Source organism: Actinomadura decatromicini (genome assembly GCF_008121305.1).
Lineage (GTDB): Bacteria > Actinomycetota > Actinomycetes > Streptosporangiales > Streptosporangiaceae > Spirillospora > Spirillospora syzygii.
Genome location: NZ_VSRQ01000002.1, coordinates 744,703 through 765,764, shown reverse-complemented (window position 1 = coordinate 765,764; position 21,062 = coordinate 744,703). Strand labels below are relative to the sequence as shown.

Annotated in this window: 21 protein-coding genes; 8 read left to right on the top strand and 13 right to left on the bottom strand. The window is 71.5% G+C overall.

Annotated elements, in window-relative coordinates:
* Positions 1–38: 38 nt before the first annotated feature.
* From FXF68_RS11320 to FXF68_RS11305, 4 genes are read right to left on the bottom strand one after another with little or no spacing between them, the layout of a single operon-like run.
* Positions 39–893 carry a metal ABC transporter permease gene (locus FXF68_RS11320; protein ID WP_148758868.1) on the bottom strand — a complete coding sequence of 285 codons (855 nt, stop codon included), beginning with the start codon at positions 891–893 and terminating at the stop codon, positions 39–41.
* Positions 890–1,768, bottom strand: a complete 879-nt coding sequence (locus FXF68_RS11315; protein ID WP_148758867.1) for a metal ABC transporter permease — start codon at positions 1,766–1,768, stop codon at positions 890–892. Before FXF68_RS11315 ends, FXF68_RS11320 begins: the two co-directional genes overlap by 4 nt.
* A gap of 9 nt (positions 1,769–1,777) precedes the next feature.
* Positions 1,778–2,545 carry a metal ABC transporter ATP-binding protein gene (locus tag FXF68_RS11310; RefSeq protein ID WP_148758866.1) on the bottom strand — a complete coding sequence of 256 codons (768 nt, stop codon included), beginning with the start codon at positions 2,543–2,545 and terminating at the stop codon, positions 1,778–1,780.
* Between the two features lie 2 nt (positions 2,546–2,547).
* Positions 2,548–3,507, bottom strand: coding sequence for a metal ABC transporter substrate-binding protein (locus FXF68_RS11305; RefSeq protein ID WP_246178628.1), 960 nt, complete (start codon positions 3,505–3,507; stop codon positions 2,548–2,550).
* 257 nt (positions 3,508–3,764) lie between these two features.
* Here FXF68_RS11305 and FXF68_RS11300 point away from each other — a divergent pair, with 257 nt between their 5' ends.
* Positions 3,765–4,148 carry a Fur family transcriptional regulator gene (locus FXF68_RS11300; RefSeq protein WP_246178627.1) on the top strand — a complete coding sequence of 128 codons (384 nt, stop codon included), beginning with the start codon at positions 3,765–3,767 and terminating at the stop codon, positions 4,146–4,148.
* 85 nt (positions 4,149–4,233) lie between these two features.
* On the opposite strand, the gene FXF68_RS11295 is transcribed toward FXF68_RS11300, so the two are convergent.
* Complete coding sequence (locus FXF68_RS11295) at positions 4,234–4,893, bottom strand: winged helix-turn-helix transcriptional regulator (RefSeq protein WP_148758864.1); 660 nt, start codon at positions 4,891–4,893, stop codon at positions 4,234–4,236.
* A 134-nt stretch (positions 4,894–5,027) separates the two neighbouring features.
* Between FXF68_RS11295 and FXF68_RS11290 the strand changes: the two genes are divergently transcribed.
* From FXF68_RS11290 to FXF68_RS11275, 4 genes are all read left to right on the top strand, one after another.
* The gene (locus tag FXF68_RS11290; RefSeq protein ID WP_148758863.1) at positions 5,028–5,837 is read left to right on the top strand and encodes an SDR family NAD(P)-dependent oxidoreductase; all 810 of its coding nucleotides are present in this window, start codon (positions 5,028–5,030) and stop codon (positions 5,835–5,837) included.
* A gap of 45 nt (positions 5,838–5,882) precedes the next feature.
* The gene (locus FXF68_RS11285; RefSeq protein ID WP_148758862.1) at positions 5,883–7,115 is read left to right on the top strand and encodes an MFS transporter; all 1,233 of its coding nucleotides are present in this window, start codon (positions 5,883–5,885) and stop codon (positions 7,113–7,115) included.
* A 73-nt stretch (positions 7,116–7,188) separates the two neighbouring features.
* Positions 7,189–8,982 (top strand): family 20 glycosylhydrolase, encoded by a 1,794-nt coding sequence (locus FXF68_RS11280; RefSeq protein ID WP_148758861.1) that lies wholly within the window; start codon positions 7,189–7,191, stop codon positions 8,980–8,982.
* 360 nt (positions 8,983–9,342) lie between these two features.
* The gene (locus FXF68_RS11275; RefSeq protein WP_148758860.1) at positions 9,343–10,473 is read left to right on the top strand and encodes a chymotrypsin family serine protease; all 1,131 of its coding nucleotides are present in this window, start codon (positions 9,343–9,345) and stop codon (positions 10,471–10,473) included.
* Between the two features lie 42 nt (positions 10,474–10,515).
* On the opposite strand, the gene FXF68_RS11270 is transcribed toward FXF68_RS11275, so the two are convergent.
* The 4 genes from FXF68_RS11270 to FXF68_RS11255 all read right to left on the bottom strand — a co-directional run bounded on the left by FXF68_RS11270 (position 10,516) and on the right by FXF68_RS11255 (position 13,794).
* Entirely contained in the window at positions 10,516–10,989 is a 474-nt protein-coding gene (locus FXF68_RS11270) for a hypothetical protein (protein ID WP_148758859.1), read from the bottom strand.
* Between the two features lie 275 nt (positions 10,990–11,264).
* Positions 11,265–11,903, bottom strand: coding sequence for a 3-oxoacid CoA-transferase subunit B (locus tag FXF68_RS11265; RefSeq protein ID WP_148758858.1), 639 nt, complete (start codon positions 11,901–11,903; stop codon positions 11,265–11,267).
* Positions 11,904–11,905: 2 nt separating this feature from the next.
* The gene (locus FXF68_RS11260) at positions 11,906–12,601 is read right to left on the bottom strand and encodes a 3-oxoacid CoA-transferase subunit A (protein WP_148758857.1); all 696 of its coding nucleotides are present in this window, start codon (positions 12,599–12,601) and stop codon (positions 11,906–11,908) included.
* Complete coding sequence (locus tag FXF68_RS11255; RefSeq protein ID WP_148758856.1) at positions 12,598–13,794, bottom strand: thiolase family protein; 1,197 nt, start codon at positions 13,792–13,794, stop codon at positions 12,598–12,600. Before FXF68_RS11255 ends, FXF68_RS11260 begins: the two co-directional genes overlap by 4 nt.
* Positions 13,795–13,866: 72 nt before the next feature.
* On the opposite strand from FXF68_RS11255, the gene FXF68_RS11250 reads away from it, so the two are divergent.
* The gene (locus FXF68_RS11250) at positions 13,867–14,778 is read left to right on the top strand and encodes a LysR substrate-binding domain-containing protein (protein ID WP_148758855.1); all 912 of its coding nucleotides are present in this window, start codon (positions 13,867–13,869) and stop codon (positions 14,776–14,778) included.
* A gap of 23 nt (positions 14,779–14,801) precedes the next feature.
* On the opposite strand, the gene FXF68_RS11245 is transcribed toward FXF68_RS11250, so the two are convergent.
* Complete coding sequence (locus FXF68_RS11245) at positions 14,802–15,650, bottom strand: helix-turn-helix transcriptional regulator (RefSeq protein ID WP_148758854.1); 849 nt, start codon at positions 15,648–15,650, stop codon at positions 14,802–14,804.
* A 115-nt stretch (positions 15,651–15,765) separates the two neighbouring features.
* Here FXF68_RS11245 and FXF68_RS11240 point away from each other — a divergent pair, with 115 nt between their 5' ends.
* The gene (locus tag FXF68_RS11240) at positions 15,766–17,292 is read left to right on the top strand and encodes an MFS transporter (protein ID WP_148758853.1); all 1,527 of its coding nucleotides are present in this window, start codon (positions 15,766–15,768) and stop codon (positions 17,290–17,292) included.
* Positions 17,293–17,297: 5 nt separating this feature from the next.
* Entirely contained in the window at positions 17,298–18,146 is an 849-nt protein-coding gene (locus FXF68_RS11235; protein WP_148758852.1) for a methyltransferase domain-containing protein, read from the top strand.
* 47 nt (positions 18,147–18,193) lie between these two features.
* On the opposite strand, the gene FXF68_RS11230 is transcribed toward FXF68_RS11235, so the two are convergent.
* From FXF68_RS11230 to FXF68_RS11220, 3 genes are all read right to left on the bottom strand, one after another.
* Positions 18,194–18,802 carry a GNAT family N-acetyltransferase gene (locus tag FXF68_RS11230; RefSeq protein ID WP_148758851.1) on the bottom strand — a complete coding sequence of 203 codons (609 nt, stop codon included), beginning with the start codon at positions 18,800–18,802 and terminating at the stop codon, positions 18,194–18,196.
* A 79-nt stretch (positions 18,803–18,881) separates the two neighbouring features.
* Entirely contained in the window at positions 18,882–19,745 is an 864-nt protein-coding gene (gene vph / locus FXF68_RS11225) for a viomycin phosphotransferase (protein WP_148758850.1), read from the bottom strand.
* 38 nt (positions 19,746–19,783) lie between these two features.
* Positions 19,784–20,977: an MBL fold metallo-hydrolase gene (locus FXF68_RS11220; RefSeq protein ID WP_148758849.1), complete on the bottom strand. Its 1,194-nt coding sequence runs from the start codon at positions 20,975–20,977 to the stop codon at positions 19,784–19,786.
* Between the last annotated feature and the right edge of the window lie 85 nt (positions 20,978–21,062).

Genomic DNA, 21,062 nt, shown 5'->3' with positions numbered 1-21,062 from the left:
ATCGCCCCATGAGCAGGACCGCGACCGGGGGCGCGTCCTCAGCGCGCTGCCACCGGTTGGGACGGCGGGTTGGGTGCGGGTTGGCGGCGCCGGTGGCGGGTGGCCATCGCGTTCCATGCCGTGGTCGCGGCCAGGGACGAGGCGAACAGGGTTCCGGTGACGAGTGTGATGGCGCCGCCCGCGGCGACGTCGTAGTGGGTGGAGATCTGCACGCCGATCAGTCCGCTGGCCGCGCCCGCGGCCGCGGCGATGGCGGTCATGGCCGGGATGCTGTGGGTCCACAGGCGGGCGACGGCGGCCGGGCCGACCAGGACGGCCACGGACAGGATCGCGCCGGCGGCGGGCACGGCCACGACGATGACCGCCTCGACCGTCAGCAGCAGCGCCAGGTCGGTCAGGGCCGGGCGGTAGCCGGCGGCGGCGTATCCGCCGGGGTCGAAGGCGCGGAAGGCGAGCTGCCTGCCCGCGCCGAGGAGGAGGGCGGCGACGATGGCGCCGACCGCGGTCACGGCGATCAGGTCGCCGGTTCCGACGGTGAGGATCTGCCCGACGGTGTAGGCGGTCAGGTCTTTGGAGAAGCCGTCGCGCGCCGACAGCAGGACGACGCCGAGCGCGAACCCGGCCGACAGCATGATCCCGATCGCGGTGCTCATGGCCTGCGCCGGCCGCCGGGACAGGGCCAGCACCCCCAGCACGACCAGCACGCCGAACAGGCCGCCGCCCGCGTACAGGTCGATGCCCGCGACCGCGGCCAGGACGACGCCAGGAAAGGTCGCGTGTGTCATGGCCAGAGTGAAGAACGGCAGTCGGCGCAGCACGATCTGCACGCTGATCAATCCCCCGACCACGCCGAGGAGGACGGCTTCGAGGAGCGCCCGGTCGACCGCCGTCATGCCGCGCTCCCCGGCACGGCCCGGCGGACGCGCAGCCGCCGCCGGATCGTCCCCGCGGCGAGGGCGCCCGCGTAGCAGGCGACGAGGACGAGCACGACGGTGCCGCCGGAGGCGAGCCGCAGCCCGTGGTGGACCGAGGCGTCGTAGCTGATCGCCAGGCCCGTCCACCCGGCCAGCGCGCCGAGGACGGCGGCGAGCGGCACGATCAGCGCGAGCCGGTCCGACATCGCCCGGGCCGCGGCGGCGGGCACGATCAGCAGCGCGATGACCAGGACCGTCCCGACCGCCCGGACCGAGGCGACCACGACCAGGGCGACGATGGTGTTGGTGACCAGGTCCAGCATGCCGATCCGGTACCCGGCGGCCTGGGCGCCGTCCGGGTCGAACGCGCGGGCGATCAGCGGTCGCCGCAGCAGCGCCAGCGCGGCGATGACCAGGACGGTGACCGCCAGGGTCTGCGCCAACTGCTGCCCGGTGACGGTGAGGACCCGGCCGAACAGGAAGGCGGTCAGATCTGCGGTGTAGCCCGACTGCCGGGAGACCAGCACGACCCCGGCGGCGAAGAAGGTGGTCAGCAGGACCGCCAGGGCGGTGTCCTCGGTGACGGCGCGGTGCCGGGTGAGCAGGGTGAGCAGCGCGGCGGTCGCGGCGCCCGCGGCCAGCGCGCCCCAGAAGACGCCGCCGTCCCCGCTGAGCAGGTGGCCGATGACGACGCCGGGGAAGACCGTGTGGGTCAGCGCGTCGGTGATGAACGCAAGGCGGCGCAGCAGGATCAGCACGCCGACGGTCCCGGCCAGCGCGCCAAGGATCATCATCACGGCCAGCGCCCGGCCCATGAACGGGAACGTGAACGGTTCGACGAAGAACTGGTACATGGTCGCCGCCTACGAGTGGGCGACGATGACACGGTCGCCGCGCAGTTCGAGCGCGTGCCCGCCGTAGGCGGCGCGCAGCCGGTCGGGGGTGAGCGTGGCGCGGGTGGGCCCGAAGCCGAACTGCCGGCGGTTGACCAGGCACACCCCCTCGCACGCCAGGTGGGCCAGCGCCAGGTCGTGGGTGGCGACGACCACGGCCGCGCCCTGCTTCTTCAGCGCGGCGATCGCGTCCAGCAGCGCCTGCTCGCTGACGACGTCGACGCCGTTGAACGGCTCGTCCAGCAGCAGCAGGCGGGGTTCGGCGGCGATCGCGCGGGCCAGCAGGACGCGCTGGCGCTGCCCGCCCGACAGCGTCCCGAACCGGTGCCGGGCGCGGTCGGCCAGGCCGACCTGCTCCAGGGCGCGGTGGGCGGCCCGCTTGTCGGCGGCCTTGGGGCGGCGCAGCCAGCCGATCCGCCGGTAGCGCCCCATCAGGACCACCTGGCCGACCGAGATCGGGAACTCGGGGTCGAGCGTGTCGGCCTGCGGGACGTAGGCGACGTCGCGGCGCGCCTGGGCGGGCGAGGCGTCCAGCACGGTGATCCGTCCCGCGGCCAGCGGCACCAGGCCGAGGACGGCCTTGATGAGGGTCGACTTGCCGGCGCCGTTGGGGCCGATCAGCGCGACGGCCTCACCCGGCGCGACCCCGCCGTCGATCCCCTCCAGAGCCAGGGCCGGGCCGTAGGCGACGCTGACCTCCTCCAGCCGCAGTGCTTCCGCTTTTTCCTGAGTGCCCATCCTCAGCCCCTGAGCGCCGTGACGATGGTGGTGGTGTTGTGCCGCTCCATCTCCAGGTACGTGGCGCCCGCCGAGCCCGCCGGGCCGAGCGTGTCCCCGTACAGGGAGTCCTCCCCCGCCTCGACCTTGACTCCGGCCTCGCGGCCGATGGCCTCGGCGGTCTTGGGCGGCAGCGAGGACTCGGAGAAGACCGCCTTGACGCCGGTCGACCTGATCTTGGCGACCAGCGAGTTGAGCTGCTTGCCCGACAGCTCGGCCGAGGTGTCGAAGCTCGGGATGATCGAGCCGACGAACGTCAGGCGGTAGCGGTCGACGTAGTACCCGAACGCGTCGTGGTTGGTGACCAGCTTGCGCTGGTCGGCGGGCAGCGAGTCAATCTGGCCTGCGATCCAGGCGTCGAGTTGCCTGAGCTTGCCGGTGTAGGTCCGCAGGTTCGTCTCGTAGGCCGCCTTGTCGCCGGGATCCTCGGCCTCGAACGCGGCGGCGATGTCGCGGCTCATGATCTCGACGTTCCTGGGGTTGTGCCAGATGTGCGGGTCGCCGTCCGCCTCTTCCTCCCCGCCGCCCTTGCGGATCGCCACGCCCTTGCTGGTGTCGACCACCGGGCCGTCGAAGCCGGCGGACTCGATCGTCTGGTCCAGCCACTTCTCCAGGCCGACGCCGCCCTTCACCACCAGGTCGGCGTCGGCGATGGCCCGGATGTCGGCCGGGGACGGCTCGTAGTCGTGCGGGTCCACGTTGGGCTTGAGGATCTGGGTGACCGTGACCTTGTCACCGCCGATGTTGCGGGCGAAGTCGGCCACTTGGGTGGTCGTGGCGACCACCTTCACCTTCTTCGCGCCGCTGCCGCCGCCGTTGTCGGCGGAGCTGGAACCGCCGCAGGCGGTTCCAGCGACCAGCACGCCGGCCAGCACGCCGGCCAGGACCACCGGCGGGGCAGGCCCGAGGGCTCGGATGCGCAATGTGTCCCCCCGCAGGTTGATCCAAAATGAAAACCGATCCCATATTCGTCTTGTCGGAAATGATTGTCAATACCGATAAATGCTCATACGGGCTTGGCGGCCGCCGCCCGCGGGGCCGGAGCGATGATCCAACCGGTTGGTACCATGTGAAAAAGTGAAGATCGGACCGTCAATCGGCCGGAGCAGCTCCCATGACTTCACATGCTTTCCGCCACCCGACACGACAGGCCGACCCCGCGTTCCGAGGAGGGACGCGGGTGCGCGGCACGCAGCAGGCCGCCGCCCTCTCCCGGGTGCTGGCGGACCTGTCCGAGTTCCGCAGCGCCAAGGACATCCACGGTGAGCTGCGACGCCGCGGTGAGGGCATCGGGCTGACCACGGTCTACCGCCATCTCCAGGTGCTGAGCCAGGACGGCGTGGTCGACGCGCTCCGCGACGAATCCGGCGAGACCCTCTACCGGCGCTGCCGGACCAGCACCCACCACCACCACGTGACCTGCCGCTCGTGCGGGCACAGCGTCGAGGTGGAAGGCCCCGCGATCGAACGCTGGGCCGAGCGCGTCGCCGCCGAGGCGGACTTCACCGCCATCAACCACACCGTGGAGATCTTCGGCCTGTGCCGCGACTGCGCGTCTGCATAGCCGGCCTCGTCGGCCAGTCTCCAGGGGGCCCGAGACCCGCGTCGCCGCCCGCGTCGGCATCCGGCTGGCCGGGGACGGAACCGGGTCATGGCGCGGCGGGCCGATCGTCGCGGTTGACCGCGCGCAGCAGGCGGCGGATGGCCGACAGGTCCCCGACGACGGCGACGCTGCCGTCGGCGCACGCGGATTCGAGGGCGGACGGGTCGTTCAGCAGGGCGCTGAGCGTCTTGGGGTCCGCCCGGAGCGAGGCGTCCGCCGTCGTCGCCTCCCCGGCCCGCACCCGAAGCCGCCCCTCGGCCAGCCGCACCGTCCAGACCCGTCCTCCGAGATCCAGACGGCACACCGTGGGCGGCGCCGCGGGATCAGGCCGGGCGGCGTCCTCCATGAAGATCAGCACGGAGCTGGCGCTGAGCGCGGCCGGTTCGGGCGGCTGCGGCGCGTCGACCCCCCACTCGCCCAGGCCCCGCACGATCGGCTCCAGCTTCCGGCCCCAGTCGGTCAGCCGGTATGCCGTCGAGCCCTCCGTCTCCGCCGGTCCTTGGCGGATCACTCCGTTCTTCTCCAGTTCCCGGAGCCGGTCGGCGAGCACGTTCGAGCTGACGTGGGGCAGAGCGTGCCGCAGCTCCGAGAACCGTCGCGGCGTCAGGAGCAGCTCGCGGACGATCAGCAGGGCCCACCGCTCCCCGACGACGTCGAGGGCCCGCGCGATCCCGCAGGAGTCCCGGTAGCTGCGGCTGGTCGGCATGGTCGCCCTCCTCTTCCGGTTCGATCCTAAACTACTGCCGAGCCTAGTTGTTTTTAACAATCGACTGTGGTTCTCTTTTCCTGCGAGCGGCGCGCCGGACCGGGCGACGGCCGCGAGGAGACGAGGGGGAACACGTGAGCGGGTCGCTACTCAAGGACAAGAACGCCGTGATCTACGGAGGCGGCGGAGCCATCGGCGGCGCCGTCGCCCGGGTCTTCGCCCGGGAGGGCGCGCGGGTCTTCATCGCCGGACGCACTCAGGCGAGGCTCGACGCCGTGGCGCGCGACATCGCCGCGGAAGGCGGGACCGTCGAGACCGCGCAGGTCGACGTCCTCGACCTGGGGGCGGTCGAGAAGCACGCCGCCGCGGTCGCGGCAACGGCCGGCGGCATCGACGTCGCCCTCAACGCCGTCAGCGTCATGCACGACCAGGGGACACCGCTGGCGGACCTGTCGCCGGACGTGTTCATGCGGCCGATCGACGGATTCCTGCGGGCGCTGTTCAACACCAGCAAGGCCGTGGCGCCGCACATGGGCCGCGGGCGTCCCGGCGTCATCCTGACCTTGTCGGAGCCGGGCGCCAAGCTGGCCATCGGCGGCATCCTGGGGCACGCGGTGAGCGCGGCCGGCAAGGAGGCGTTCACCCGGGTCCTGGCCGCGGAGCTGGCGCCCGAGGGCATCCGGGTCATCGGCATACGTCCGCACGCCGTCGTCGACGCTCCGGCGGCGGGTTCCTACACCAAGGACCTCTTCAAGCCGCCCGCGGAAGCGGCCGGGCAGTCGGTGCAGGAGTTCCTGGAGAGCGGACTGGCGCAGGGCACGCTGCTGAAGCGGCTGCCCGCCCTGTCCGAGATCGCGGAGACCGCGGCGTTCCTGGCCTCGGACCGAGCCGGCGTCGTGACCGGGACGATCGTCAACCTGTCCGGCGGCGCCCTCGTCGACTGACCCCGCCGAGCCACGGTCCGGGAAACCCGTCGAAGCGGAGGGGACATGAGCAGCCGACAGACCACGCTTAGCCCGACCAAGGCGAACCTCGCCCTGGCCACACTGTTCTTGGGAATGTTCGTCCTGGGCAGCGGCGAGCTGCTCGTGGTCGGCGTGCTGGACCGGATCGCCGCCGACTTCCACGTGACCATTCCCGCCACCGGCACCCTGGTGACCGTGTACGCGCTGGGCCTGGCCATCGGCGGCCCGATCCTGACCGCGCTGACCATGAGGATGGACAAGAAGACCGTCCTCTGCGGCGCGAGCGCCCTGTTCATCGTGTGCAACCTGGTCGCGGCGCTGACCCATCTCTACGGACTGTTCCTCGTGCTGCGCTTCCTCATCGGCGCGTTGCAGGGCCTGTTCATCGCCGGTGCGTTCATGGCGGCCGTGGCGGTCGTCCCGGTGGAGCGCATCGGCAAGGCGATCGGGATCGTCATCTCCGGTGTCGCGATGGCGGGTGCGCTCGGCGTGCCCCTCGGCACGCTGGTCGGCCAGACCCTCGGCTGGCGCGGATCGTTCCTGGCGATCGCGGCGGGCGCCGTGCCGGTGCTGGTCGGCGCGGCGGCGCTGATCCCGGCCGTGCCGCCCGCCGGCGCCGGCGTCGCCCACCAGGCCAGGCACGCGTTCGCCCCCAGGGTCCTCGCCGTGCTGTTCCTCAACTTCACCGTGTTCTCGGCGATCTTCGCGACGCTGACCTACCTCGTGCCGTTCCTGCAGGACGTCACCGGCGTCACGGGCGCGACGCTGAGCGTGTTCCTCCTGGCCTACGGCGCGGCCACGGCCGCGGGCTCGTTCGGCGGCGGCAGGTTCGCCGACCGGAACGCCGGGCGCACCCTGATCGTCGGATCCGCCGGCATCGCGGCCTGCCTGCTCGCGCTGTACCTCGTCGGACCGGTCGCGTGGCTCGTCGCGGTCGCGCTGCTCGCCCTGGGCCTCTGCTTCTACGGCATCGTGCCCTCGCTCCAGGTCCGGGTCATCGCCCTGGCCGGCCCCGGCGGCCAGCTCGCGCAGTCGCTGCCGGTCTCCGCGGCCAACCTCGGCATCGCCTTCGGGGCGTTCTGCGGCGGCATCGCGATCGACGAGCGCGGCGCGTCGGCCCCTGTGCTCACCGGTCTGCTCTTCGCCGTGGTCACGATCCCGGTCGCCTGGCTGACCGGCCTCCTGAAGCCGCCGGCGGACGCCCGCTCACCGCATGAAACCAGCACGCCGGTCCCCCAGGGGGTGGACACCTCTTGACAGGGGGACGGGAAGCGGCCTCACTGGCAACAAACCTTTCAATTCCCCCCGCCGCTGAAAGGGCCCGCTCCCGATGAACCCCATCAAGCGTCCGCGCGCGCGATCGCGCTCCAAGCAGCTCCTGGTCGTCCTCTCCTCGCTGGTGCTGTCGGTCGGCGGCGCGGGGCCGGCGGTGCACGCGAGCGTGCGCCCGACGGCCGCCGCCGCCCAGGTCGCGAGCATGCAGGACGTGGTCCCGGTGCCCGTCAAGGTCGAGCCCGCCACGGGCGCCGACCACACGATCACCAGCGACACCGCGATCTACACCCAGACCGGTTCGGCCGGGGTGGGCGACTACCTCGCCGCGCTCCTGCGCCGATCGACCGGCTACCCGCTGCCGGTCAAGACCGCGCCCGGCACGCCCGCCGACGGCATCTCGCTGCTGCTCACCGGCGCTGACCCGTCCGTGGGCGACCAGGGCTACCAGCTGGACGTCACGACGGCCGCCGTGGTGGTCCGGGCGAACAAGCCCGCCGGTCTGTTCGCGGGCGTGCAGACGCTGCGGCAGCTCCTCCCGGCGGCGGTCGAGAGCACCAGCACGCAACCGGGGCCGTGGGTGATCCCCGGCGGCCGGATCGTCGACTACCCACGGTTCGCCTACCGCGGCTCCCACCTCGACGTCGCCCGCCACTTCTTCACCGTCGACGAGGTCAAGCGGTACGTGGACGAGATCTCCCTGTACAAGGTCAACTACCTGCACCTGCACCTGACCGACGACCAGGGCTGGCGGATACAGATCAACAGCTGGCCCCGGCTGGCGACGTACGGCGGCGAACTCGAAGTCGGCGGCACCCCGGGCGGCTACTACACCCAGGACCAGTACCGCGACATCGTCGCGTACGCGCAGAGCCGCGGCATCACCGTCGTCCCCGAGATCGACATGCCCGGCCACACCAACGCGGCCCTGGCCTCCTACGCGGAACTCAACTGCAACAACACCGCGCCGCCGCGCCGCACCGACATCGAGGTCGGCTACAGCTCGCTGTGCATCAGCAAGGACGTCACCTACAAGTTCGTCGCCGACGTCATCCGCGAGGTCGCGGCGCTCACGCCCGGCCCCTACCTCCACATCGGCGGCGACGAGGCCAGCGCCACTCCCCAGCAGGACTACATCACCTTCCTCAACAAGGTGCTGCCGCTCGTCCAGCAGCAGGGGAAGATCGCGATGGGCTGGCACGACATCGTGAACGCCACCCCGCCCACCTCGGCCGTCCCGCAGTACTGGGGGACGGAGACGTCGCACGGGGGCGTCCAGGCGGCGGCGAAGCGCGGCAACAAGATCCTCATGTCCCCCGCCAACAAGTCCTACCTCGACATGAAGTACAACTCCAGCACGCGCCTCGGGCTGAGCTGGGCGGGCTTCATCGAGGTCCAGACCGCCTACGAGTGGAACCCCGGATCGCACCTGTCCGGCGTGACCGAGTCGCAGGTGTTCGGCGTCGAGGCGCCGCTGTGGTCGGAGACCCTGCTGAACATCGACGACATAGAGTTCATGGCGTTCCCCCGGCTGCCCGCCATCGCCGAACTCGGCTGGTCACCGCAGTCCACCCACAACTGGAACGCCTTCCGCCAGCGGCTGGCCGCGCAGGGCCCGCGCTGGCAGGTGATGGGCGTCGACTTCTACCGATCGAGCCAGGTCCCCTGGAAGACCGACAACCCGGGCCCTCCGGGGAAGTGCTCCGAATCCGCGTGGGACCCCTCGGCGACCTACACCGGCGGCCAGAAGGTGTCCTACAACGACCACACCTGGACCGCCAGATGGTGGACCCACGGCGACACCCCCGGCAACAACTCCCAAGACGTCTGGACCGACAACGGCCCCTGCTGACCCCCGAACATTAGGACCTGCGAAATCCCTGTGATTTCTATGAGCTGAGCCGACGGGTCGCGAATAGCGCCTCGCGAAGTACTCCAACTCCAGGGGCCGGGACGACGGCTGTCAGGTATTGACTTCACTTGATGATCCAGTCAAGATCATCTGTGCTGATCAACCATTGCCCCTCGTGGAGAACACGCGATGTTATCAGGCGGCGTCCTGGCAGTTGTCACAGCAGCTCTCGCCACGGCGATCGGGGTCCAAAGTCCGGCGGCGGCGTTCCCTTCGCCGCCGCCGGCTTCGGACGCGCGGCTCGCCCCGGCCACATCTGAGCAGGTCCGGTCGGCCGAGACGCTCGAACCCTTACACCGTTTGGCCGACGCGGCCCTCGCCACCGGCGAGCGGGATTTCGACCGCTACTACGCAGGAACGCGGCTCCAGCCCGGCATCGGCAAGGTGGAGGTATTCCTCACCGACCCCGCCAAGGGCCCGCGTTTCCTGACCGCCCTCCGCAAGCGGGACCCGGGAGCGGATACAAGCCGCCTGGTCATCGGGCCCGCCAAGTACACCGAACGGTATCTCACCGCAAAATCCAACCTGATAATGGCGCGGGCCCGCGCGGGAAAGCTGCCTTTCACAGTGAACTCCACCTTCCTACCCCCCGATGGAAGCGGACTCACCGTCGAGGTGCCCGACCCCGAGGGGGCCCGGCGGGCCCTCGCCGCCGATGCGGCCTCCGCGGACACCGGGACATTCGACGGGGCCGTCACCGTCGTCCACGGTGAGCGCATGGAGGCCCTCGGCGGACGCGTGGACTTCGCATCGCTGGCCGGCGCCGGCCTCAACATCGAGAACAACGCCGGCTACGCCTGCACCAGCGGCCTCCCCTTCTACGACAAGGCCGTCCACGCTTACTACGTCCTCACCGCGTTCCATTGCTATGAACTCCTGGAGTCGGTGGGCACACCGACTCATCCCGGACTCGGTCAGGTCACTGGGATCAGCAAACCCGCCGACGCATCCATGATCAAGGTCGTCGCCGGCGGCTCCCCCGAAGCGGTCGCGTTCGAGAACGGGCTCGACGACGCGGACGGCGGTATCAGCGGGAAAGGGATCACAGCCGTCGGCAACACGGCGGCGGGCGCTCTGGTCTGCCACAACGGCTTCATCTCGTTCCAGAACGGAAAGGGCGCTCCGTGTGACTGGGAGGTGAAAGGCAAAACGCAGTGGAACCTCACCGCGCACGGCATCACCTACACCGCGAAAGGGATGCGGGCCGAGCCGAAGTCGGCGGCCGCCGTCGCCTACCACGGCGACAGCGGGGCGGCCGTCTACACCCTCAACGGCCGCTACGCGGTGAAAGGGGTCGGCATGCTGTCGGCCGGCGGCGGCTGTGACACCGGTTCATGCAAGGTCATGGCATTCGTGAATGTGAATGACATCTCCGCCGCGTTCCGAAGCCTCTCGCCCATGATCTATGACAAGGCTCCCATGAACGACTGAGCCACCACGGTCGACGGACCATGCCGGCGCGGGGGGAATCCTTCAGCGCGGCCCGCTCAAGGCCATGGACGCCCGGAACAGCAGCGGACGAGGAGCTTGATCAACTTTCTGCGGGTCGACCCGAGAATTCGCCTGGAGGTTCGCTGAGACCACCGCCATCACCCGATAGCCTGCCCGCTCGCCCCACAACTGCTTCCACCTGGTTCCCGCGCAGGGAACGCCCTGCGGATACACCCTGAGACGCGCGGGCTGCGCCGGCCCTACCGTTCGGACCACGAGCGAAAGCGGCACGAGCATCTCGTCCTGCCCGGCTACGACACGCCCGGCTCGATCGGTGACGATCACGCGAAGCGTTGAAAGCCCCACCTTCACCACCCGCTTGGACGACACCAGCGCCTCTACCGCCGGTCGGCCGTCATCGCCGCGTTGGACCGGGCCGAGGCTCAGCGACAGGTCGGCGCGCTCGGGACGGACGGGTCCCGGCGCCCTACGGCCGCAGGTGAACGAACCGTCCACCGGAGGCAGGGGCACGGCCCCCGAGGTCGTGCCTAACCGCGAGCCTTCGTCCCTCCACAGCGCTACCGTGCAGAATCCGCCGGTGACGAGCACGACGAGTAGGAGCGGGACGAACGAGTGACGAGCTCCTCGCCGACGAGAAACGGGATCCAAGCCATGGTTCGGATCTGGGCGCATCTACGCATTCTCCCCGACCGTCCCGCAGCCGTCCGCCCTTCGCCCGAACTCGATCATGGTCGGCGACTGGGCCGCAGCGCGGTCCGCGCTGCGGCGACCTACCGCGCGGGGGTTTTGAGGGGCACCGGGAGGCGGGTGCGTAGTTCGTCGGCGGTGATTCCGAAGGACTCGCGGAGTGAGGCGCCGTCTGGGCCTACGTCGATCACGGCTACGTCTGTGTAGATGCGGCTTACGCAGGCCACGCCGGTCAACGGGTAGGTGCATTCGGGGACGAGTTTTGATCGGCCCTGTTTGTCGAAGAGGGTCATCATCACGAAGACCTGCTTGGCTCCGATGGCCAGGTCCATCGCGCCGCCCACGGCGGGGATCGCGTCGGGGGCGCCGGTGCTCCAGTTCGCCAGGTCGCCGGTGGCCGACACCTGGAAGGCGCCCAGGACGCAGACGTCGAGGTGGCCGCCGCGCATCATCGCGAAGGAGTCCGCGTGGTGGAAGTACGAGGTGCCGGGGAGCTCGGTCACCGGGACCTTGCCGGCGTTGGTGAGGTCCGGGTCGATCTGGTCGCCGGTCGCGGCGGGGCCCATGTTGAGCATGCCGTTCTCGGTGTGCAGGACGATGCCGGAGCCTGCCGGGAGGTGGTCGGCGACCTTGGTCGGGCGGCCGATGCCGAGGTTGACGTAGGAGCCCGCCGGGATGTCGCGGGCGACGACCGCGGCGAGCTGGTCCGGGGTCAGGGACATGGTCAGCGCGCTCCTTGGACGGTGTAGCGGCGTTCTTCGACACGCACCACGCGGTCGACGTAGATGCCCGGCGTGACGACCGCCTCCGGGTCCAGGTTCCCGGCCGGGACGACCTCGCCCACCTGGACGATCGTGGTGGCCGCCGCGGTCGCCATGACGGGGCCGAAGTTCCGGGCGGTCTTGCGGTAGACGAGGTTGCCCATCGTGTCGGCGCGGTGGGCGCTGATCAGCGCCACGTCGCCCCTGATCGGGTACTCCAGGAGGTGGACGCGCCCGTCGATGGTCCGGGTCTCCCTGCCCTCGGCGAGCGGCGTGCCGACGGCGGTCGGGCAGTAGAAGGCGCCGATGCCCGCGCCGGCGGCCCGCATCCGCTCGGCGAGGTTGCCCTGCGGGACGATCTCCAGCTCGATCCGCCCGGCCCGGTACAGCTCGTCGAAGACGTAGGAGTCGCTCTGCCGCGGGAACGAGCAGATCACCTTGCGGACCCGTCCGGCCTTGAGCAGCGCGGCCAGCCCGACGTCGCCGTTGCCGGCGTTGTTGGACACGATGGTGAGGTCCGTCGCGCCCTGCCGGATCAGCCCGTCGATGAGGTCGAACGGCATGCCGGCGAAGCCGAAGCCGCCGACCAGGACGGTGCTGCCGTCCTCGACCCCCCGGACGGCCTCGTCGATGGTCTCCAGGATCTCGGTGCGGCTCACGCGCGTGCCTCCGTGTTGTCCAGAGCCGTGTTCTCCAGGACGGTCGCCAGGCCCTGCCCGACGCCGATGCAGATGGCGGCGACGCCCCAGCGCTCGCCGCGCTCGCGGAGCACCTTCGCGAGCGTGCCGAGGACGCGGGCGCCGCTGGCCCCGAGCGGGTGGCCGATCGCGATCGCGCCGCCCCGGGTGTTGACGATCTCCGGGTCGACGCCCCAGGCGTCGACGCAGACGAGCGACTGCACGGCGAACGCCTCGTTGAGCTCCACCGCGCCGACCTGGTCCCAGCCGATCCCGGCGCGGGCGAGGGCGCGGTTCGCCGCCTCGACGGGGGCGTAGCCGAAGTCCTGCGGGTCGAGCGCGAAGGCGCCCCGTCCGGCGACGCGGGCGAGCGGTTCGAGGCCGAGCGGGTCGGCGGCGGCGGCCGAGCCGAGCAGCAGGGCGGACGCGCCGTCGCTCAGCGGCGAGGCGTTCCCGGCGGTGATGGTGCCGTCCGGGCGGAAGCTCGGCTTGAGCGCGGCGAGCTTCTCCGGCGACGTGTCGGCGCGGACGCCCTCGTCGCGCTTCAATTCCCCGGTCGGGACGACCAGGTCGTCGTAGAAGCCGTCGTCCCAGGCGGACGCGGCGAGGCGGTGCGAGCGCAGCGCGAACGCGTCCTGGCGCTCCCGGGTGACGCCGTACTTCTCCTGGAGCAGCTCGTTGGCCTCGCCCAGGGAGACGGTCCACTCCTTCGGCATGCGCGGGTTCACCAGCCGCCAGCCGAGCGTCGTCGAGACGGCGGTGACGTCGGCGGCGGGGAACGCCTTGCGCGGCTTCGGCAGCACCCACGGCGCGCGGGTCATCGACTCGACCCCGCCCGCGATCACCACGTCGGCGTCGCCCGTCTCGATCGTCCGGGACGCGATCATCGCCGCGTCGAGGCTCGACCCGCACAGCCGGTTGACGGTCGAGCCGGGGACGCTGGTCGGCAGCCCGGCGAGCAGCGCGGCCATCCTGCCGACGTTGCGGTTCTCCTCGCCCGCGCCGTTCGCGTTGCCCCAGACGACCTCGTCGATCGCGGCCCGGTCGAGGCGGGGCACCCGCTCCAGCAGCGCGGTGATCACGCCCGCCGCGAGGTCGTCCGGCCGGACGTCCGCGAGGGCGCCGTTGAACCGTCCGAATGGCGTCCGGACGGCCGAGTACAGGTAGGTGCTCATGCGATCGAGGTTAGGTGACCTGCCTTGATACAGTGAAGTATCAATATTCGCTCTAATTGAGACGTCCACGATATGGATCTGCGTCACCTGCGGTACTTCGTCGCGGTCGCCGAGGAGCTCCACTTCGGACGCGCCGCCGAACGCCTCAACATGGCCCAGCCGCCTCTTTCGCAGGCGATCCGCAGGCTTGAGGCCGACCTCGGCGTGGAACTGCTCCAGCGCAGCACCCGGCGCGTCGCCCTCACCGACGCGGGCCGCGGCTACCTCGCGCGGGCCCGGAAGATCCTCGGCGAGGTCGACGACGCGGCGCACGAGGCCCGCCGCGTCGCGGCCGGGGCCGTCGGGCACCTCACGATCGGCTGCGTCGGCACCGCGACCTACAGCCTGCTGCCCGCCCTCTCGCGCGGCCTGTCGACGGAGCTGTCCGGCGTCGACTTCTCGTTTCGCGGCGAGATGCTGGTGCCCGACCAGGTCGCCGCGCTGCGCACGGGCGGAATCGACCTCGCCCTGCTCCGGCCGCCGATCACCGACGCGTCGCTCACCGTCCTGCCGCTGCGCCGCGACCGGCTCGTCGTCGCGGCGCCCGCCGACCACCCGCTCGCCGCCCGGCGCCGGATCGCAATCGGCGATCTCGCGGACACCGACCTCATTGTGCATTCGGCGGACCGCCGGTCGGTGATGTACGACGTGGTCCTGGGGCTCTTCCGCGACGCCGCCGTCGAGCCGCGGATCCGGCACGAGGTCGGCGAGACGTCCACCCTCGTCACGCTCGTCGCCGGTGGGCTCGGCGTCGCCGTCGTCCCGGAACCCGTGACCGCCCTGGCCCTCGACGGCGTCGTCTTCCGCCCGCTGGCGCGGCCCGCCGTCACGGTCGACCTGGCGATCGCGCACCGGACCGACCGCACCGAGCCCCACCTGGTCAGGGCCGTCTCGGTCGTCCGGCGGATCGTCAGCAGTGATCGGAGTCGATCGCCAACTCGGTGACAGCGCGGGCCCACGGCGGGGCGTTAGGAGACGGCGGCGCTGGCCAGTAGGTGGAGGGCGTCGGAGGAGGCGGCGTCGGACGGGGTGTAGATCTCCAGGCGGTGGTCGGGGCTGTCGGGCTGGAGCCACACCTGGTAGTCGACGTCGACCCGGCCGACGGTGGGGTGGCTCAGCAGCATCGGGCCCGTGGTGCAGTCGGCGACGTCGCCCCGCGCCCACAGGCGGGAGAACTCGCGGCTGCCCATGGCGAGTTCGCCGATCAGCTCGGCCAGGGCGGCGTCGTCGGGGTAGCGGCCCGCGGTGAGGCGGAGGTAGCCGACGTGGACGCGGGCCAGCTCGTCCCAGTTGCGGAGCGAGTCGCGGGAGAGCGGGTCCAGGAAGAACATCCGGGGGATCGACGGCCGCCGGTCCGGGTCGGCGGGCGCGTCGAAGCCGACGTGGGCGGCGTGCAGGGCGTGGCCGGTGCGGTTCCAGGCCAGCACGTCGCCGCGGCGGCCGAGGACGACGGCGGGCGCCGACTCGCGCAGGGACGACAGCAGCGCCAGGACGCGCGGGTGCGGGTGCTCGGGCTCGGGGCGGACGAGGCGCGGCGCGGCCGTCCGGCGGGCGAGGTTGCGCAGGTGGGCGGACTCGGCCGGGCCCAGGCGCAGGACGCCCGCCAGCGCGTCGAGGACCTGGTCCGAGGCGAGCCCGGCCTGGTCCTGCTCCAGCCGCGTGTAGTAGCCGGCGCTCACCCCGGCGAGGTGGGCCAGCTCCTCGCGGCGCAGACCCGGCACGCGGCGGGTGGCGCCGTAGGTGCGCAGGCCCACGTCGGACGGGGTGACGCGGTCGCGCCGCGACCTGAGGTAGGCGCCGAGGCTTTCGAGCTGCATGGCATCGAGCGTAAGCGGCGCGGACCTCGCGTGAGCAGGGCCGAAGGTATCCCTGCCAGGTGTACCCCCGGCTGGGATCTGGCTGGTCGGCGGGCTCCGGCGGAGGGTCGTGGCCATGGACGGAACACACTCTCCCGGAACGCGGGCCTGGCTCGGCCTGCTGGTGATCCTCGGTCCCGTGCTGCTGGTGGCCATGGACGGCTCGGTGCTGTTCCTGGCCATGCCGCGCATCTCCGAGGCGCTGTCGCCGTCCGCCGACCAGTCGCTGTGGATCCTGGACGTGTACGGCTTCGCGGTCGGGTCGCTGCTCATCGCCTTCGGGAACCTCGGCGACCGGTACGGCAGGTTGCGGCTGTTGCTGATCGGCACGGCCGCGTTCGGGGCCGGTTCGCTGGGCGCCGCGTTCGCGCCCGGTCCGGAGCTGCTGATCGCCTTCCGCGCGCTGATGGGCGTCGCGGGCGCGACGCTGCTGCCGTCCGCGCTGGCCGTGCTCAGCGAACTGTTCGCCGATCCCCGGCGGCGGGCGCGGGCGATCGGGATCTTCGCGGCGGCCTTCGCCGCCGGGTTCGCGATCGGGCCGATCGTCGGCGGGCAGTTGCTGAGCCGTTTCTGGTGGGGCTCGGTCTTCCTAATCAACCTTCCCGTCGTGCTCGTCTTCCTGGTGCTGGCCCCGGTGCTGCTCGGTGAGGTGCGCTCCGGCGGGACGGGCCGCGTCGACGTCCCGAGCGTGCTGCTGTCGGCCGCCGGGATCATGCTGGGCGTCTACGCGGTCAAGCGCCTGGCGGCGGAGGGCCCGGATTTGGCCGTGGCGCTGACCGGTCCCGCCGGGGTCGTCCTGGTGACGGCGTTCGTGCGGCGCCAGTTCCGGCTGCCGCGGCCGCTGGTCGACGTCCGGCTCTTCCGCGACCGGGTGTTCCCGATCGCGGTCGCGACCGGGCTGCTGCCGCTGGCGGCGTGGTCGGCGACGGCGTACCTCGGCGGGGTCTACCTGCAGTCGGTGCTCGGGCTCAGCGCTTTCGAGGCGGCGCTGACCGCCGTCCCGGGCGCGGTCGTCCTGACCGTCACGTCCATCGCGACCCCGGCGGCGGTCGCCAGGACCGGTACCCGGGCGGCGCTGCTGACCAGCCACTTCACGATCGCCGGTGGACTGCTCCTGCTGCTGCCCACGGGCGTCTCCGGCGGGATCGGCTGGTACGCGGCGTCCACCGTCGTCGCGGGCGTGGGCTACGGGATCTCCTTCGCCGTCGTCGCCGACACGGCCGTCGCCGCCGCGCCGCCGGAGCGGGCCGGGGCCGCCGGGGCGATCGCCGAGACCAGCAACGAGATCGGCAACGCCCTGGGCATCGCGCTGCTCGGCTCGCTGGCCACGCTCGTCTTCCGGCTCCAGGGCCCGGACCTGGCCGCCACCCTCCCGGAGACCCTGGACCTGCCCGGCCTCGGCACGGCGGCCGAGGCCGACGCGAAGGGCGCCTTCACCACCGGGCTGCACGTCGCCGCCGTCGTCGCGGCCGTGCTGCACGCCGCTCTGGGCACCGTCACCCTGCGCCGCGTCCCGCGCCCCGCCCCCGACGCCCCGCGAATGGACCATCCCGAGCCTCCTGGATTGGACCTGTCGGACGGGCCATTGCGGCAGGCAAGGTGAGGTCCATGGACACGACGACCTCACCCGCCGCCCCCGAGAGCGGATACGTGCACGGATACTCCGGACGGGAGGCCCGGCGGCTCGGCGACCAGGCCGACGCGCTGGCCGCGCTGCTGCACGACGGCACGTCCTTCCCGGCGGGGGGCCGGGTGCTGGAGGTCGGGTGCGGGGTGGGCGCGCAGACGGTGCACCTGGTGTCACGCTCCCCCGGCGCGCGGTTGACCGCCGTGGACGTGTCCGCCGCGTCGCTCGACCAGGCCCGCGCCCGCGTCGCCGAGACCCATCCGGGCGCGTCCGTGGACTTCGTCCGCGCCGACCTGCACGACCTGCCCTTCGCCGACGGGACGTTCGACCACCTGTTCGTGTGTTTCGTCCTGGAGCACCTGTCCGACCCGCGGGCCGCGCTCGCCGGGCTGCGGCGCGTGCTGCGCCCCGGCGGGACCCTCACCGTGATCGAGGGCGATCACGGCTCGGCGTTCCTGCACCCCGACAGCGCCCACGCCCGCGCCGTGATCGGCCACCTGGTCGCGTTGCAGTCGGCGGCGGGCGGCGACGCGCTGATCGGACGGCGGCTCCACCCGCTGCTGACCGCCGCCGGATACGACGGGGTGCGCGCCGCGCCGCGCACGGTGTACGCCGACGGGTCCCGTCCGGCGCTCGCGCGGGCGTTCACCCTGGACACCTTCACCGCGATGGTCGAGGCCGTCCGCGACGACGCCGTCGCCGCGGGCCTGTCCACGCCCGCCGGCTTCGACCGCGGCGTCGCCGACCTCCGCCGCGCCGCCGCCGAAGACGGCACCTTCCACTACGTCTTCTTCAAGGCCGTCGCCACAGCGGGCAGCGCGGGGACGTAGGTCCGAGTGCCGCCGCCTCAGCGAATCTCGTCCCAGCGAATCCCGCCTCAGCGAGTCTCGTCCCACATGGCGCGGGTCATTTCGTATTCGACTTCGCCCAGGTGCGCGTCCGGCAGCGGCTCGTCGAACTCCGGGTGATACGTGCGCACGTAGCGCATGCCGATGGCGCGCATCACGCCGATGGATCCGGCGTTGGCGGCCATGGTCTGGGCGATCACGCGGCTCTGGCCGACCGTGTCGAAGGCGTGCCGCAGGAGGACGCGGGACGCCTCGCTGGCGAAGCCCTTCCGCCAGTACCGGCGGACGAGGCGGTATCCCAGGTCTGAGACGGTGGGGTCGTCGGGCTGATCGGGGCCATGCGCCGGGGGCAGCATCATTAGCCCGATGAACTCGCCGTCCGCCTCTTGTTCCGGTGGCGGTGCTCCTGGCTCGCCGCTACCGGAGGCGAAGGCTATCCAGAGGCCCAGGCCGTCCACCTTGCTTGCCAGAGTCATCCGCCGCTCGTGGGCGGCGACCACCTCGTTCCTGGTCGACGCCCGGCTGGAGAGATAGCGGAGCACCTCGGGGTCGGAGTCGAGCCGAATCTCCAGGTCAAGGTGCCGGTCGGCGAGCGGGACCAGCAGGAGGCGGTCGGTGCGCAAGATCGGTTGAGGCACGCGGCAACCGTCGCACACCGATAACGACGAAGCGATCCGATTTTCCGCCGGATCTGGCGTCGGGTCATGCCGGTGCGGCTCACTGGTAGTCGGCCAGGCCGTCCGCGAGTTCCTCTTCGTCGCCGTCGCGGTGCGCGTAGAGGGCTTGCTGCAGGGCGAATGTGCCGCGGATCGCGGCGATGCGGGCAGGGAGTCCCTCGTTCGGCCAGTCGCCCAAGGCGAGCACCCGTTCCAGGAGTTCGGGGCCGTAACCGGCGCCGATGGCCGCGAGGTCTTCGGCCGGGTCGCCGACTGCGACGTCGTCCCAGTCGAGCACTCCGGAAAGGCGCGGCAGCCCGTTCGTCCACTCCCAGAGGACGTTTTCGGCGCCGAGGTCGCCATGCACCACTGCTTGAGTGAGGCGGGGAAGGCCGTCGAGTGCCGTGAGTTCCCGTTCGGCTCGCAGTCGCCCGCTGTCGGACATGAGCTGGAACAAGTCCGCGCGCACGTCCTCCGCGAAGAGGCACCACCGGTCTTCTTCTTCCCAAGGGAGAACGGCCCGTGCCTTTTCGTCGGCGCCGGCGCGGGCCAGATCGGACAGCAGCGTGGCGTACTGCTCCGCGACGGCGTCGAATACTTGGGCGTTATTGAGAGCGTCCCTCTCCAGCGGTTCTCCGGGAATGCGAGTGAGTACCAGGAACGGTTCCTCATCGGTGTCGTTGACGCCGGAGCGTTGCAGTGGCTCGGGCGTCCGGAAGTCGAGGTCGAGGTCGGCGAGTGCGTGCAGGGCGGCCACCCGCTGGGGAAGGCGGGCGGCCGCCGCCTCGGTGCGCGGCAGGCACACGACGCGGTCTGAGCCGATGACCACAATGTGGAATTGCCCTTCGCGTACCGCGAGGTCGTCCGGGTCGTCGTCGGGCAGCAGACGGCTCAGCAGAGCGCGATGCGTCGCACGGATGCTCACGAGAGTGTCCCCGGTTCCTTCGGGGAGTAGCAGCCGTTCTATCGGCCCGGGTGGGTGCCTACTCCCAGTTGCATGAGGTCCTGGCCGACGATGAGTTTGCCCGAGTAGCCGCGCTGCGCGGCACGCCAGCGGTTGATGGGGTTGTTCATCGGGACGAGGTGGGTCAGGACGAGGTTACGCGCCCTGGCCTTCTGGGCCACGTCGCGTCCCACCTGCTCGATGGTGGTGTGCGAGGCGAGCAGGTGCTGGCGTGCGGGTTCCCGGATCTCGGGCGGGAGGGTGGCCGCCAGTTCGTCGACGTACTTCGGGTCGATCACCTCGTGCACCAGGTAGTCGACGTCTCGGGCCAGGTCGATCAGGTTCTCCGAGGGGGCGGTGTCGCCGGAGATGACGACCGATCCGTCCGGGGTGTCGAACCGGTACGCGAACGCCGGGGCGGTCGGACGGTGGTCGACGAGCGTCGCGGTCACCGTGACGTCGCCGTCCCGCCAGACGGGGATGCGGGTCCCGGCGGGGAGCCGCGGCGGGATTCCGGCCGCGTCCACGGTCCAGTACTTCGAGATGTCGATGTCGTGGGTCTCGAAGAGCTTGTTGGGATCGGTCATGTTCGCGTCGCGGATGCGGTCCTCGAAGTCCGCGGCGAACGCCTGCCGGAGGTAGCCCGTCATGGCCGAGATCCCGGAGATCGGACCGCCCGGGTTCACCGGTCCCGGCGCGGGGCGCTCGGGCGGGAACGTCCGGGGCGGGACCGGCCGGTCGCCCGGTCCGAAGACGCGGAATGGTTCGCCGGGGCGTCCCTGCCGCAGGTTGACGTGGGCGGTGGCGTGCAGCGCGGGCCACTCGACCGTGTGGTCGGAGTGCATGTGCGTGAAGAAGATCCCGCGTACGTTGGCGCGCCCCGCCGGACCGTCGAGCAGGCCGGAGCGGTAGAGCTGGACCGCCGCTCCATGGCCGAGGTCGACGACATAGATGTTGTCCCCGTAGACGACGGCGGTGGAGATGCCCATCCGGTCGCCGCTGAGAACGATCGGCCCGCCGCCGGTGCCGAGGAGCACGAGGCGGGTTCGATTTCGCGGCTTGGGACGTGGTGCGGCCTCCGCGCTGGGCATGCCCGCCGCCATGGCGAGCCCGCCGCCGAGCAGGGCGGTCCCGATCCCGCCGAGCACGCCTCGCCGCGACGGTCCGGCCGGTGGGGCGCTCGACGCGACGGCCTGGTTGAGAAGCTCGCACATGGGTTCTCCTTCTGGAGCGGCAGCGATCCGCTCGTTTGTGAGGTGGGGGTCCGTGCGTTGGGAAGGGCAGCAGCGATCGCGGGAA

Bases quoted from the DNA above. Each gene is read 5' to 3' on its own strand.
- FXF68_RS11285 (WP_148758862.1), top strand. From the start codon at position 5,883: ATGAGCAGCCGACAGACCACGCTTAGCCCGACCAAGGCGAACCTCGCC.
- FXF68_RS11240 (WP_148758853.1), top strand. From the start codon at position 15,766: ATGGACGGAACACACTCTCCCGGAACGCGGGCCTGGCTCGGCCTGCTG.
- FXF68_RS11280 (WP_148758861.1), top strand. From the start codon at position 7,189: ATGAACCCCATCAAGCGTCCGCGCGCGCGATCGCGCTCCAAGCAGCTC.
- FXF68_RS11235 (WP_148758852.1), top strand. From the start codon at position 17,298: ATGGACACGACGACCTCACCCGCCGCCCCCGAGAGCGGATACGTGCAC.
- FXF68_RS11310 (WP_148758866.1), bottom strand. From the start codon at position 2,545: ATGGGCACTCAGGAAAAAGCGGAAGCACTGCGGCTGGAGGAGGTCAGC.
- FXF68_RS11265 (WP_148758858.1), bottom strand. From the start codon at position 11,903: ATGTCCCTGACCCCGGACCAGCTCGCCGCGGTCGTCGCCCGCGACATC.
- FXF68_RS11255 (WP_148758856.1), bottom strand. From the start codon at position 13,794: ATGAGCACCTACCTGTACTCGGCCGTCCGGACGCCATTCGGACGGTTC.
- FXF68_RS11320 (WP_148758868.1), bottom strand. From the start codon at position 893: ATGACGGCGGTCGACCGGGCGCTCCTCGAAGCCGTCCTCCTCGGCGTG.
- FXF68_RS11295 (WP_148758864.1), bottom strand. From the start codon at position 4,893: ATGCCGACCAGCCGCAGCTACCGGGACTCCTGCGGGATCGCGCGGGCC.
- FXF68_RS11250 (WP_148758855.1), top strand. From the start codon at position 13,867: ATGGATCTGCGTCACCTGCGGTACTTCGTCGCGGTCGCCGAGGAGCTC.
- FXF68_RS11245 (WP_148758854.1), bottom strand. From the start codon at position 15,650: ATGCAGCTCGAAAGCCTCGGCGCCTACCTCAGGTCGCGGCGCGACCGC.
- FXF68_RS11220 (WP_148758849.1), bottom strand. From the start codon at position 20,977: ATGTGCGAGCTTCTCAACCAGGCCGTCGCGTCGAGCGCCCCACCGGCC.
- FXF68_RS11315 (WP_148758867.1), bottom strand. From the start codon at position 1,768: ATGTACCAGTTCTTCGTCGAACCGTTCACGTTCCCGTTCATGGGCCGG.